Source organism: Sagittula sp. NFXS13 (assembly GCF_040148795.1).
Classification (GTDB): Bacteria; Pseudomonadota; Alphaproteobacteria; order Rhodobacterales; family Rhodobacteraceae; genus Sagittula; species Sagittula marina.
In genome coordinates this window covers 607,905-621,773 of record NZ_JAGEMH010000001.1, presented here as the reverse complement: position 1 = coordinate 621,773, position 13,869 = coordinate 607,905, and the positions used below count along the sequence as shown (strand labels likewise).

Sequence of the window (13,869 nt, the reverse complement as noted above, 5' to 3'; positions counted from 1 at the left end):
GAACACGCAGCAGAACACGCCGCGTGTGACCGTTCATCCGACCCCGATCAAGCGGATCGCTTCGTCTTGGCGCATCAGCCAGAGCAGCATCCGGGCGGCCTTGCCGCGCGGGCTTTCGAGTGTCGGATCCTGGGCCAGCAGCTTTCGCGCATCGGACTGTGCCACCGCCATCAGGGCCGCCTGACGTTCCAGATCTGCCACGCGGAACCGCGGCAGCCCGCTTTGCGCCACGCCGATCAGATCGCCCGCGCCACGCATCTCCAGGTCGACCTCAGAGATGCGAAAACCATCCTCGGTTTCGCGCAGGGTGGTCAGCCGCTTCATGCCGCTCTCTGACAGAGGCGGCTGATACATCAACAGGCAGGTGGAGGCCGCCTCCCCCCGTCCGACGCGACCGCGCAGCTGGTGCAGCTGTGCAAGGCCAAAGATCTCCGCCCGTTCGATCACCATGATGGAGGCATTCGGCACGTTGACACCGACCTCGATCACCGTGGTGGCGACCAGAACGCTGGTCTTCCCGGCAACGAAACGCGCCATGGCGGCGTCTTTTTCCGCGGCGGGCATCTGGCCGTGAACCAACCCCACCACGTCCTCTCCGAGAACCGCGCGCAGTTTTTCAAACCGTGCCTCCGCCGAGATCAGGTCGGAGCTTTCGCTCTCCTCAACCAAGGGACAGACCCAATAGGCCTGACGCCCCTCCGTCACCGCCTTGCGCAGGTGGTCGATGACGTCGCCGATTTTCTCCGTCGACAGCAAGGCGCTTTTCACGGGCTTGCGACCGGGTGGCTTTTCGTCGAGCACGGAGACATCCATGTCGCCATATTGGGCCAAGGCCAAGGAGCGCGGGATCGGCGTGGCCGTCATCACCAGAACGTCCGCGCCAGCCCCCTTTTTCCCCAGCTCCAGACGTTGTCGCACACCAAAGCGATGCTGTTCGTCAACCACCGCCAGCCGCAGATCGTCAAAGACGACGTCGGCCTGAAACACGGCATGGGTGCCGACGAGGATCTTTATATTGCCCTGTGCCAATGCGGCAAGTTTGGCTTTGCGCTCCGCCCCTTTGTCGCGTCCGGTCAGCAACTCCAGCACGACACCGGCGCTTTCTGCGAGGGGTTGAAGCCCCTCCATGTGTTGGCGCGCGAGGATTTCGGTCGGCGCCATCATGACACCTTGGCCGCCGGCCTCAACGGCGGTGAGCAAGGCCATGAAGGCGACCAATGTCTTGCCCGACCCCACGTCGCCCTGAAGCAGTCGGTTCATCCGCTCCGGGTGGGACATGTCTTCGGTGATGTCATCAATCGCGCGGACTTGCGCGCCGGTGGGTCGATATGGCAGCGATTTCAAAACCTTATTGCGCAACCGTCCATCGCCTTGCGATACGAGCCCGCGCCGTTTGCGTCTGTCCGCACGCGCGAGGCCAAGCGTCAACTGGTGCGCCATCAGTTCATCATAGGCCAGTCGCGCGCGCGCAGGCGCCGTTGGTGACAAGGCGTCCGTCCCGTCCGGGGCATGTCCGGCCCTCAGGGCCTCCGCCCAGTCCGGCCAGTTTTCCTGCGTTTTTTGCGATGGCTCAATCCATTCAGGAAGGTCGGGCACGCGGCTCATGGCATCGGCAATGCTGCGCACCATCAGCTTTTGCGTGATATTCCCTGTCAGCGGATAAATCGGCTCGAAGTTCGGAAGCTGATCCGCCTCGTCTTCCTGAAGCACATGATCCGGGTGGACCATCTGCGGCACGCCATCAAACAGCTCGACGCGGCCCGACACGATACGTCGTTCACCGGTCGGGAGCAGCTTTTGCTGGTAATCCGCGTTGCCGCGAAAAAAGACGAGTTGAAACCGGGTAAGCGAATCCTCAACCTCGATCCTGTAGGCCCCACCGCGGCTGCGTGGCGGCCAATGACGCCCGATCGTGACCGCGACAGTGACAACTCCGGGCAAATCCGCCCCCTGCACCGTGTCGCGCAACCGCCGGTCCGTGATGCTGTAGGGCAGCGTGTAAAGCAGATCGCGCGGCGACTCGATCCCTGTCTGCCCCAGAGACTGGGCCGACTTTGGCCCGATCCCATCCAGCACCTTGAGGTCCGCGAACAGCGGCCAGAGAACCTCGGGCCGTCCGCTCATCCGCCGATCAGCTCCAGCCAGGCATCCTCGTCCAGAACGGTCAGTCCCAGATCACGGGCCTTTTTCTCCTTCGATCCGGCGCCGGGTCCGATCACCACGATGTCTGTCTTTTTGGACACCGAGCCAGACACCTTGGCCCCCATCTTTTCGGCGCGCGCCTTGGCTTCGGCGCGGGTCATCCGCTCCAGCGACCCGGTGAAGACCACGGTTTTTCCCGCGACTGGAGAGCCGTCAGTATCAGGTCGTTCCGCATCCTGAACGTTCAGTTGCGCCACCAAACGGTCCATGGAGGCGCGCTCTGCCTCCTGGTTCATGGCCGAAACCAGAGATTCCGCCAGGACAGCACCGACGCCATCGATGGACAACAGCTCCTCCCACGCGTCACCTTCGCAGGGCTGCGCGGCTTGCATGGCGGCCTCAAAGGCCGTCCAGGTGCCGTAATGGCGTGCAAGCAGGTTGGACGCGCTCTCCCCCACATGCCGGATACCGAGGCCGAAAATCAGTCGCCCGAGCGGAATGTTTCTGCGGGCGTCGATGGCGTCGAACAGTTTTTGCGCCGATTTTTCGCCCCAGCCTTCACGGTTTTTCAACTGCTGCATCCCGCTGCTGTAGCGGTCCCGCAGGGTGAAGATGTCGGCGGGCTCCTTGATCCAGCCAGCCGCGTAGAATTGTTCGACCTGCTTGGCCCCCAGCCCGTCGATGTCAAAGGCCGAACGTGCAACGAAATGCTTCATCTTCTCAACGGCTTGCGCGGGACAAATAAGACCGCCAGAGCAGCGTCGAACAGCGTCACCTTCCTCGCGGATCGCGTCGGAGCCGCATTCGGGGCATTGGGTGGGGAACTGATAGGCGACAGCATCGTCGGGACGCTGCGTCAAATCGACGTCAGCGACCTTGGGGATCACATCCCCTGCGCGGTAGACCTGCACCCAATCCCCGAGCCGGATGTCTTTACCGCCCCGGATGTCTGCACCGGCATTGTCGCGTCCGGCGATGTAATCTTCGTTGTGCAGCGTTGCATTGGACACCACAACGCCGCCCACCGTGACGGGAGTGAGCCGCGCGACAGGAGACAAGGCCCCCGTGCGGCCCACTTGAATGTCGATGGCCTCCAGGCGGGTCCAGGCCAATTCCGCCGGAAATTTGTGTGCGATGGCCCATCGTGGGGTGGTCGAGCGAAACCCGAGCCGGTCCTGCAGCGCGAGGTCATCCACCTTGTACACGACGCCGTCGATATCGTAGCCCAAAGTGGCGCGCTGCGCTTCGATCTTGCGATAGTGCTCAAGCATGTCTTGGGGGCCGGTACAGAGTTCCGTCAGCGGGTTGGTCTGAAACCCCAGTTCTGACAGCCGTTTGATTGCGCCCATTTGAGTGTCGGACAGCGGGTCGGACAAAGCCCCCCATGCATAGGCAAAGAACTTTAACGGACGGGCGGCCGTGATCTTACTGTCGAGTTGGCGCAGGGAGCCAGCGGCCGCATTGCGCGGATTGGCGAACAGCTTCCCTCCACGCGCGGCCTGGCGTTCGTTCAGCGCTTCAAAATCGGCATGGGACATGTAGACCTCGCCGCGCACCTCCAGAACGTCAGGCGCGCCATCGAGGCGTTGTGGAATATCGTCAACCGTGCGGGCGTTTGCTGTGACATTCTCTCCCACCTGCCCGTCGCCGCGCGTCGCGGCGCGAACGAGGTCGCCGGCCTCATAACGTAAGGATAGAGACAAGCCGTCAATCTTGGGCTCTGCGGTGAAAGAAAGATGATCCTCGGTCCCAAAGCCAAGATAGCGGCGGATGGACTCGTCGAAGTCGTCGATATCGCCATCGTCGAAGGCATTCGACAATGAGAGCATTCTCACGTCATGGCGCACCTTCGAGAACCCTTCTGCCGGAGCGGCTCCGACACGGTCAGACGGGCTGTCTTCGAGCTTGAGATCAGGGAAACGTGCCTCGATCTCGGCATTGCGACGTTTCAGTCGATCATATTCCGCGTCGGAAAGCTCCGGCGCGTCAGAGGTGTGATACGCTGTATTGGCCTGCGCCAGAAGATCGTAAAGCGCGCGAAGTTCATCGCGCGCCTGATCTTCGGTCAATGTTTCGACCGCAATGTCTGTCATGCCCATATCCTCGGACGCCCTGTCGTCCTAGGAGTGATAGGGCCGACCCATGGCAAGGTCCAGCGGATCAGCCTCAGAAGTTTTAACCGTTTGCTGCGATGGCTTTTGCTTCATCCTGGTTTGGCTCCGGATCGCGCAGGACATAGCCGCGGCCCCAGACCGTCTCGATATAATTGTCGTCACCGGTGGCTTCCGAGAGTTTTTTCCGTAATTTGCAGATGAAGACGTCGATGATCTTCAGCTCAGGTTCGTCCATTCCGCCGTACAGATGGTTCAGGAACATCTCTTTGGTGAGGGTCGTGCCCTTCCGCAGGCTGAGGAGTTCCAGCATCTGGTACTCCTTTCCAGTCAGGTGAACCGACTTGCCGGAGACCTCCACCGTTTTGGCGTCAAGGTTCACGGAAATCTTTCCGGTTCGAATGATCGACTGCGAATGCCCCTTGGAGCGGCGGATGATGGCATGAATGCGTGCCACAAGCTCGTCGCGGTGAAACGGCTTTGTCATGTAGTCATCGGCACCGAACCCGAACCCTTTGATTTTGGATTGGGTGTCGTCCTCGCCCGTCAGAATAAGGATCGGCGTGTCGATCCGCGCCACACGAAGCTGTCGTAGAACTTCGTGACCGTTCATATCCGGCAAGTTGAGGTCAAGCAAAATAAGATCGTAATCGTAGAGTTTTGCAAGGTCGATGCCTTCTTCCCCCATGTCCGTCGAATAAACATTGAGGTTCGCATGGCTCAACATCAGTTCGATGCTCTTGGAGGTGGTAGGATCGTCTTCCACAAGCAAAATACGCATATGCAGTCTCCAGGGTGTCTTTTGGGCTATGACTAACGTGATTGAAAAAGGTTAACGCCCTGTTACCGTATCTCAGGAAGATGAATTATACCACCTAGGGTTGACGGTACTTCTGAACTCTCGTCACTTTCAAGGCATCTTCACCGTGAAGTTTCGCTGCGTTTACCCATTCCATCAACTCCTCTTCGCTAAGCGCATAGCGCTCTTTTGCCTGATCCTGGCTGAGCAATCCGTATTGCACAGCCTTTACCACTGCGGCCTTGCGCGAAGCCACCCAGCGGCGCGTTGACGACGGCGGAAGGTCCGCCCGTGTCATCGTCGATCCGTCGGGCAGCCTCACGGCGCGTGGGCCGTCGATCTTTTTCAGATACATCATCACACCTCCGAGCATCGCGTGCTGGAGGACTAAACCGCTTCAGCTCTTAACGACGGCTGAAACCACCCCTTGAGAGTATTTCGATTTTTCCTATATTCCGCGCAATCCACGGAGATCGTTCAATGCCCGAAGACATGCCCCTCAACAGCCTGGGCCTGCGCAAGCCCCCATCGCAAACCCGAGTCGTGGTCGCCATGTCCGGCGGCGTCGACAGTTCGGTTGTGGCCGCCATGCTCAAGGATGAAGGCTATGATGTCATCGGTGTGACGCTGCAACTGTATGACCATGGCGCGGCCCTGTCCAAGAAAGGGGCATGTTGTGCGGGGATCGACATCCATGATGCTCGAAGGGTCGCGGAAGAAATGAACTTCCCTCACTATGTTCTTGATTATGAAAATATTTTCCAAGAAGCGGTGATTGACGAATTCGCTGACAGTTACCTTGGCGGCGCGACGCCTGTGCCCTGCATCCGCTGCAATGAGCGGGTGAAGTTCAAGGATCTGCTGGAGACTGCCAAGGATCTCGAGGCGGATGTCATGGCCACCGGGCACTACATCCAGCGCAAGTCAGGCGACAACGGCCCGGAGCTGCACAGCGCGACCGACGCCAACCGCGATCAAAGCTACTTTTTGTTCTCAACCACCCCGGAACAGTTGGAATTTCTGCGTTTCCCGCTTGGACACCTTCCGAGCAAGGATGCAACGCGTGAACTGGCCGCGAAGTACGACCTGGTGGTGGCGAACAAGCCGGATTCGCAGGATATCTGCTTTGTTCCTGACGGAAATTACGCGGGCGTCATCGAAAAACTGCGCCCCGGCTCGGCGGAACCGGGTCAGATTGTGCACGCGGACGGCCGTGTTCTGGGCGAACACAAAGGTGTGATCCACTACACGATTGGCCAACGGCGCGGTTTGGGGATCGGAGGCCTGGACGAGCCGCTTTATGTGGTTCGTCTCGATGTGGACAAGAAGCATGTCGTGGTCGGCCCGAAAGAGATGCTGGCCACGCGCACCATCCCGGTGCGAGAGATCAACTGGCTGGGAGACGAGCCCTTCACCTCTCGCAAGGAGTGGCAGCTGAGCGTCAAGGTGCGCTCCACGCGTCCCCCGCGTGAGGCCATCGTGCGTCCCCTGTCGGACACAGAAGCAGAGGTGGAGCTGCTGACACCAGAGGAAGGCGTCAGCCCCGGTCAGGCTTGTGTGTTCTACGCGCAGGACCATGCGGAGGGTGACAGCCGTATCTACGGCGGCGGATGGATCTGGCGGGGCTGATACGCTTCCGCAGAACTTTTGTTGAATGCACATCATCGGCCCAGTGGGACACATGAGTGACCCGACGGTTCGCTTTCACAGATCACAGCGTTGGTCGGAATGGCAGATGGACGCGGACTGTTGACGGTATTGATGACCTGATTGGTCGCAATATACAAAACCGCCCCGTCGCTTTGGCGCCGGGGCGGTTTCCATAATAAATGTGCGCTTCATTCAAATCTTACACAAGAAGTGCATTGGCTTTCGTCAGAATGGTCGTCCGCGAAAGGTTATTCAGCCGCCGCTTTGTTCACCTGACCTTGCGCAATGCCTGAGAAGTGACGGTCACCGGACCATGATGCATCCAGCATCTCGCCCAGCGTCGCCGCGTCTTCGGTCAGGCCAAGGCGGTTTGCAAAGGCCGCGCAGCACCCGTAGCCGGCAATCGCATAGTGCGCCATGCGCTGGTACTGCGTGATGATCATGGCATCACGCGCATCGTCGTTGCCAAAGTCTTGGTTCAGACCGTGCGCTTTTGCTTCGGCCACGAGACCTTCCATACCTTTGCAGTGTTCGCCTTTGGGATCAGCTCCATGCGATTTGATCAGCGCTTCAAGATGGTTCAGCCCGTCGGCAATGCCGTCCTTGCCAGCGCCAAGAGCACTGCGCAATTCTTCGTTTTTGGCAGCCTCTTTGAGCGAGTCCATCACAGCGTGGGACTGGCGACATGCGCTGTGCAGGTCCTGCAATTGATCAACGTAGACGTCTTTCAGGGAATTGAGGGACATGAGATTTCCTCCTGTTGTTCTGTTCTGCCCACTCAACCCGCGGCAGCCACAGGAGTTCCTGAGCAAAACGCAGCCAACCGGATTTCCGCCTACGCAGATTCACCCACGGTCCCACACACGGCCCGAGGCCGAAAGCCGGAGGCGTCAGGCCGAGAGAACAGTGCGCGTCAGCGCTCCGCTGGATTACGCCTCAGATGCGGGCCAATGCCAGCACCGCGTTCAAGCCCCCAAAGGCAAAGGCATTGGACAGCACCACGTCCACCTCCCGCTCACGAGCCTCATTGGGCACCACATCGAGCGCGCATTCAGGATCCGGTTCCTCGTAGCCGATGGTGGGCGCGATTATTCCGTCGTTCAGCGCCATCAGGCAGGCCAACAGCTCTACCGCGCCGGTGCCGCCGATCAAATGACCATGCATCGACTTTGTCGAAGAGATCATCAAATCGTCCGCATGAGTGCCGAAGACATCCGCCACCGCGGCGCTTTCGGTCTTGTCGTTTGCCGCCGTTCCGGTGCCGTGGGCATTGATATAGCCGACCCGCGTGCGGTCCACCTGCGCGTCGCGCAACGCGCCAGAGATCGCGCGGGCTGCGCCCTGTTTCGACGGCATCACGATATCCGCCGCGTCAGAGGTCATGGCAAAGCCCAGAACTTCGCCCAGGATCTCCGCCCCGCGGGCGCGTGCATGGTCGTAGTCTTCGAAGACAAAGACGCCCGCCCCCTCGCCCTGCACCATGCCGTTGCGCGTGGCGCTGAACGGTCGGCAGGCGTCGCGCGACATGACACGCAGCCCTTCCCAGGCCTTCACACCGCCAAAACACAGCATCGCCTCTGACCCACCGGTGATCATGGCCGTGCACATGCCCGAACGGATCATCTGAAATGCCTGCCCCATGGCATGGTTTGACGAGGCGCAGGCGGTGGCGACGGTAAAGCTCGGGCCGCGAAGGTTGAACTCCATGCTCACATGGCTTGCGGCGGCATTGTTCATCAATTTCGGCACAACAAAGGGATGAACGCGGTTCTTCCCCTCTTCGTACACAGCGCGGTAATTCTCGTCCTGTGTGGTCAGCCCCCCGCCGGAGGTGCCCAGGACGACGCCGGACCGGTCTGCCATCTCGCCGTGAAACGTCAGTCCCGATTGTTCCACCGCCTGCCGTGCGGCAATCAGTGTGAACTGCGTGAAACGGTCATATAGCGACAGCTGCTGGCGGTTGAACACGCTCTCAGGCTCAAAGCCTTTTACCTGCGCGCCGATCCGGACGGTCAGGCGCTCGACGTCGCGAAATTCCAATGGACCGATGCCACAGCGGCCCTCGCGCATGGCCTCTTGCGTGGATGCCACGTCCTGACCCAACGCGTTGATCGTGCCCGCGCCGGTGATGACAACCCGTTTCACGACTTTTGCTCGGCAATCAGCCGTTCGATTCCAGCCACGATGGTCGCCACAGAGGAAATGTCGAAATCGGACTCCTCTGGTGCGTTTGCATTGAATGGCACGGAGATGTCGAAGGCTTCCTCGATGGCAAAGATCGCCTCGACCAACCCCAGAGAATCGATGCCGATGCTTTCTGGCGTGCTTTCCATGGTAATGTCCGACGGCTCAAGCATGGCTTGTTCGGCGACGATCTCGATCACCTTGTCCTTGACGTTCATTGATCTGGCCCCAGTCACCCTAAGTTGCCGAAGATCTAGTCATTCGACGTCAACTTTGAAACCGCCTTTTTCAGGTCAGCCACATCGCGGAACAATCTCGGCAGGCGGCGCAGGCCCTTGTAGCTTTCCACGTGGCTGTCCATCTTCATCGCCGGATAGCCCAGCATCACGCGGCCCTCCGGCACATTGGACAAGACCATCGTGCCGCCGCCAAGGATCACGCGATCCCCGATCTTGAGGTTGTCGGAAATTCCGGCACAGCCACCGACCACCACATTGCGCCCCAGCACGGACGACCCGGCGATCGCACCACCGGCACAGACCATCGTGTCGTCCCCTATGACCACGTTGTGGCCAATCTGGACAAGGTTATCCATCTTCACACCGTTGCCCACCTGCGTGTCGCGCACGGTGCCGCGGTCGATACAGGCGTTGCAGCCCATCTCCACATCGTCGCCCACCGATACCGCGCCGAGCGAGGCGATGCGCGCCCAGGGCTGCGCTGTCTCGTTGCCCTCTTCGCCAAGGCTGGCGCGTGCCTTTTCGACACCAGAGGGTTCCGGCGTCACGAAGGAGAAGCCATCGCCCCCCACCACCGCGCCGGGATGTGCGACAAAACGCGCGCCGATGCGCACCCGCGCCATCAGCTTTACACCCGCGTGCAACAGCGCCTCGGCACCAAGCACCACGTCTTGGCCGACGAAACACTGCGGCCCAACCACACTGCCCGCGCCGATCCTTGCCCCGGCCATCACGACACTCATGGGACCAATGCTGACCCCTTCACCAATCTCGGCGGTTTCATCGACGAAGGCAGAGGGGTGAATACCGCCACCGTAACCCTGCCCCAGATCCATCATTGCAGACAGCCCGGACAAGGCAAAGCGCGGGCGCGGCGCCATCAAGGCCGCCGAAAGCCCCATGCCGCGCCAATCGGCACCATTCCAGAGCATGGCGACCCGCGCCTGCCCTTCACCGATCCGCGACGCGAACTCCGGCTTCATGGCGAGCGCGATTTGCGATGCTGACGCCGTTTGAGGCTCGGACACACCGGACACCTCCAGCGTTTGATCGCCCTCAGCCGTGACACCGAGCGCTTCGGCAATCTGTCCCACAGTATAATGCATGGTCGTGTCCCTCACCGCTTCTTGGCCAAGGTCTAAGCGCCCATGCCCCGAAATGTCCATCCCGCAGGCCTCGCGCTGCGCAGAGGTCCGCCCGACACATGCCGCACATTTCTGGAACACGGCAAAACAAAACGCACGACCCCTGAGGGCCGTGCGCGTGATACCGATACAAAGACGAAAGGAAGCGGTCGCTCAGCTTTCCCAATGGGTCATCAAAGATACGCCCTCGGCCTGCAACGCCTCCCAGATGCGGGCGTCGCGGTTGTAGATGTCATGGCGGTAATTCACATGACCTTTCGCGGGCGTGAAGGCCGTGCGGTAGATCAAATGAACCGGGACATTCTGCTCCAGATTCACCTTTGTGTTCTGGCCGGACCGCAGGATCGACTGGAAATAATTCACCGGATCGGCCGTCTGCCGCGCCAGCAGCGCGTAGGCAAAATCGTGCGGGTCATCAAGGCGGATACAGCCATGGCTGAACGTCCGGACTTCGCGCGCGAAAAGGCTCTGCGAAGGCGTATCGTGCAGGTAGATGTTGTACTTGTTGGGGAACATGAATTTCACCGTCCCCAAAGCGTTGCGTGGCCCGGGACGTTGCCGCATGGAATACGGAAAACTGCTGCTGGAGAAGCGCGCAAAGCTCTGTCCCCGGCTCACAACCCGCCCACGGGAGTCGATGATATCGAGATGACCGGCAGCGCCCGGGTTGGATCGCAGAAGCGGCAGATATTCCCCGACAATGATCGAGCGCGGCACATACCAGTACGGGTTGATCACCATGTGGGTCATGACGTCGGAGAATTCCGGCGTGCGACGGTCGTGATCCTGATGTCCGATGACGGAGCGGGTCTCGAATGTCAGCTTGTCGTCGTCGATGATCTGAGCGTGGAAATCGACAAGATTGACGAGGATGTGGCGTTTGCCGCGCCCGCCCTCGATGTTGAGCCAACGCTCACGTTCCATGGCGACAATGACCGATTTCAGGCGGTCCTCTGGTGCGACGTTGATTTCCCGCAGGGTCGAAGAGCCAGCCACGCCGTCGATGTTCAGCCCGTGATCGTCCTGAAACTGCCGTACGGCGGCTTCCATGGCGCTGTCGTATGTGGTGGTCAGGGATGGCGCGAGGTAGTCCATTGACACTAGACGGTTGCGCAGGGCGACGACGCGGTCGCCGCTTTGCCCCGGCTCCAGCTTGGCGGCGGACACCGTCGCGCCCCACCCGCCATGACGAATCTTGCGTTCCAGCACCAGCTTGGCCCGCATCAAACGAGAGTATTCAGCCGTCGGCGGCACCAGGTTGCGCAACACGGCTTCAGGACGCTGTTCAATCAACTGAGTCAGAAGATCCTCAGGCGCGCGGCGCGGCAAGGTACGCTTGATCTGGCTGTCGACGCGACCGGGATTGTCAATGATACCCGACTGCAAGTCATTGGCGAAGCTGATGAATGTCCGGCTCAGCTCCACCTCGAGCAGACCGCGTTCCCGGCCTGTCCTGGCCGCTGCCATCTTGTTCATCAGGGCGCGCGCGTCGTATTTCGCCGTCGGCAGGCCATGCACGTCAGCCAATCCGAAACTCTCGATCAAGGCCCGGCGGCGGTCCGTGCTGGCCGCGTCGTCGCCGGTCCAGATCGGCTCGAATCCACGCGCGCGATAGAACGCCGCGATCCCCTCCTCGTCGCCGAGGCTTTCGGCAACGGCCTGCTTATACGCCGTCACTTTGAACGAAAAATTTTCGGCGCTGACCATTGCGGGCGCACAAGCCAACAGACCAGCAACGGCACCAGCCACGAAGAGCGACTGGATGCGTCCTCCAATCTGTTCATAAAACTTCTGCTGACCGCGCATTCCGTACCCCTTGTGCATAACATCCCCGGCAATATTAAACTTGTGTATCAATGTCGTAAGCCTGTAAACGCTTAATGCTTCACTATGCGGCAGCCAACGGCGCGTTGCAGTGACATGTGCGTGATCTGCGCATTTGCGCCACACCCTCATTGCTTTGCGCGGGTTTCTGCCAACTTCCGCTTGAAAGCTAAAATTCATAACAAATCCCGCTTTATGGAGTGCTCGATTCGTGCAATACCGAGAAAGACATCTGGGGATAGATGGCAGGTGCGCAGCAACGATCTGCGCAAACAGGTAACAGCGACCACGGGACAGGCGCCTTACATGACAGAAAACAATATGCGTATCACGCGCCGGGGCCTCCTCGGTGCATTCGCTGCAACAACGGTTGCAGCAGCACCCACATACTCGAACGCCGCGGGCTTCTTGCGCGGCGCAGGCGACATACGTCGTTTGCATATGTATTCGGGGCGAACGGGTGAGAGAATTGACATGATCTACTGGATCGAGGGCGACTACCTCGCCGACTCGCTCAAGGAGATAAACCTGTTCATGCGTGACTGGCGGACGGACGACGTCAAATCCATTGATCCGCGTACAGTGGACATCATGTGTGCGGCTCACAATCTTATGGATTGCTCGGAGCCATACATGCTTATCTCCGGCTATCGCTCCCCGAAGACAAATGCGATGCTAAGATCACGATCCTCTGGTGTGGCAAAGAATTCTCGTCACCTGCGCGGACAAGCTGCCGATCTTCGGCTATCTACGCGCTCGGTGTCGCAAATGGCCAAAGCAGCTGCGGCATGTCGTGGCGGCGGCGTCGGTCGATATTCCGGCTCCAATTTCGTCCATATGGATTGCGGCCCCGTTCGCAGTTGGGGCGCGTAACTCTAACTACCTCGCTTTTTCGAATGGGCGCCCACGTGGCGCCTTTTTCGTTTCCCTTTGCCTGCCCTCGCTTGCGAGGCAAGTTGGCATACACTTCGATTTAGGGTCAGTCAGGAATACTTGACGCTGCGTTTTCAACATTTTCCCAAAACCCTACGCTTCGAATTCTCTGACAGGTGAACGCAAGTGTCCGTCAAAGGTTCCGAAGAAAATCATCAAAAAATGTGGGGGTACGTCATCACCTTCGATCCGCCCCTATCAGGGGCATGTGTCACAACAAATCGAAGGGGGAAAGTGGCGCGGTTGACGGGGCTCGAACCCGCGACCCCCGGCGTGACAGGCCGGTACTCTAACCAACTGAGCTACAACCGCGCTATGGGGGCCTGATAGCCCCCGGCGCAGATGAGGGCAAGCGGAAAAATACGAAAATCGGGGGAGAAATTTACAAGCGTTTTGCGCCCTTGAAACGCGCGCGTCCCGACACCGATTTCTCGCGCAAAAGCCACCATCAGCGATCCCGGGAATCGAAAAAGCCCCCGCAATTGCGAGGGCCTTTCGATGAAACGGAAGTGGCGCGGTTGACGGGGCTCGAACCCGCGACCCCCGGCGTGACAGGCCGGTACTCTAACCATCTGAGCTACAACCGCTCTGCCGTTTCCAGCGCCCCGCTGCGTCCGCTCAACCCGTTCCGTTCGGTCCGTCGTGTCGCGTCTGCCTCGTGGCGTGAGGGGGCTTTTAGGGACAACGGCCAGACCCGTCAAGCACTTTTGTGAAGGTTTTTTACCCCACCAGAAAACCGCCGATTTCACCGCCGAAAACCGGTCTGCGTCGCACCTGGGTTGGTGCAGAAGGTTCATGCAGCGAGCTTGATATGCTAAAGTTGACGCGCTGAATGCTTGCGG

The 13,869-nt window shown here is 59.8% G+C and carries 11 protein-coding genes and 2 tRNA genes; 2 read left to right on the top strand and 11 right to left on the bottom strand.

Going from position 1 to position 13,869, the window contains the following annotated elements:
- Positions 1–33: 33 nt before the first annotated feature.
- From recG to sciP, 4 genes are all read right to left on the bottom strand, one after another.
- On the bottom strand, positions 34–2,124 hold the full coding sequence (gene recG / locus J4E08_RS02935) for an ATP-dependent DNA helicase RecG (RefSeq protein WP_349537218.1): 2,091 nt from the start codon (positions 2,122–2,124) through the stop codon (positions 34–36).
- Positions 2,121–4,235 (bottom strand): NAD-dependent DNA ligase LigA, encoded by a 2,115-nt coding sequence (ligA, locus tag J4E08_RS02930; protein ID WP_349537217.1) that lies wholly within the window; start codon positions 4,233–4,235, stop codon positions 2,121–2,123. The genes recG and ligA overlap by 4 nt, the downstream gene beginning before the upstream one ends.
- A gap of 82 nt (positions 4,236–4,317) precedes the next feature.
- Positions 4,318–5,034 carry a response regulator transcription factor CtrA gene (gene ctrA, locus J4E08_RS02925; protein ID WP_183964415.1) on the bottom strand — a complete coding sequence of 239 codons (717 nt, stop codon included), beginning with the start codon at positions 5,032–5,034 and terminating at the stop codon, positions 4,318–4,320.
- 94 nt (positions 5,035–5,128) lie between these two features.
- Positions 5,129–5,407 carry a CtrA inhibitor SciP gene (gene sciP / locus J4E08_RS02920; RefSeq protein WP_183964950.1) on the bottom strand — a complete coding sequence of 93 codons (279 nt, stop codon included), beginning with the start codon at positions 5,405–5,407 and terminating at the stop codon, positions 5,129–5,131.
- Positions 5,408–5,532: 125 nt separating this feature from the next.
- Here sciP and mnmA point away from each other — a divergent pair, with 125 nt between their 5' ends.
- Positions 5,533–6,681 (top strand): tRNA 2-thiouridine(34) synthase MnmA, encoded by a 1,149-nt coding sequence (gene mnmA, locus J4E08_RS02915; protein WP_349537216.1) that lies wholly within the window; start codon positions 5,533–5,535, stop codon positions 6,679–6,681.
- A 269-nt stretch (positions 6,682–6,950) separates the two neighbouring features.
- Here the strand turns inward: mnmA and J4E08_RS02910 are convergent, their stop codons facing one another.
- The 5 genes from J4E08_RS02910 to J4E08_RS02890 all read right to left on the bottom strand — a co-directional run bounded on the left by J4E08_RS02910 (position 6,951) and on the right by J4E08_RS02890 (position 12,076).
- Complete coding sequence (locus J4E08_RS02910; RefSeq protein ID WP_349537215.1) at positions 6,951–7,448, bottom strand: YciE/YciF ferroxidase family protein; 498 nt, start codon at positions 7,446–7,448, stop codon at positions 6,951–6,953.
- Positions 7,449–7,638: 190 nt separating this feature from the next.
- Entirely contained in the window at positions 7,639–8,847 is a 1,209-nt protein-coding gene (locus tag J4E08_RS02905) for a beta-ketoacyl-[acyl-carrier-protein] synthase family protein (RefSeq protein ID WP_349537214.1), read from the bottom strand.
- Positions 8,844–9,104: an acyl carrier protein gene (locus J4E08_RS02900; RefSeq protein WP_183964401.1), complete on the bottom strand. Its 261-nt coding sequence runs from the start codon at positions 9,102–9,104 to the stop codon at positions 8,844–8,846. The genes J4E08_RS02905 and J4E08_RS02900 overlap by 4 nt, the downstream gene beginning before the upstream one ends.
- Before the next feature lie 35 nt (positions 9,105–9,139).
- The gene (gene lpxD, locus J4E08_RS02895; RefSeq protein ID WP_349537213.1) at positions 9,140–10,231 is read right to left on the bottom strand and encodes a UDP-3-O-(3-hydroxymyristoyl)glucosamine N-acyltransferase; all 1,092 of its coding nucleotides are present in this window, start codon (positions 10,229–10,231) and stop codon (positions 9,140–9,142) included.
- Between the two features lie 192 nt (positions 10,232–10,423).
- Entirely contained in the window at positions 10,424–12,076 is a 1,653-nt protein-coding gene (locus J4E08_RS02890) for a L,D-transpeptidase family protein (protein ID WP_349537212.1), read from the bottom strand.
- A gap of 324 nt (positions 12,077–12,400) precedes the next feature.
- Between J4E08_RS02890 and mepK the strand changes: the two genes are divergently transcribed.
- Positions 12,401–12,967, top strand: coding sequence for a peptidoglycan L,D-endopeptidase MepK (mepK, locus tag J4E08_RS02885; protein WP_183964395.1), 567 nt, complete (start codon positions 12,401–12,403; stop codon positions 12,965–12,967).
- 295 nt (positions 12,968–13,262) lie between these two features.
- On the opposite strand, the gene J4E08_RS02880 is transcribed toward mepK, so the two are convergent.
- A tRNA-Asp gene (locus J4E08_RS02880) sits at positions 13,263–13,339 on the bottom strand.
- Between the two features lie 198 nt (positions 13,340–13,537).
- A tRNA-Asp gene (locus J4E08_RS02875) sits at positions 13,538–13,614 on the bottom strand.
- Positions 13,615–13,869 lie beyond the last annotated feature (255 nt).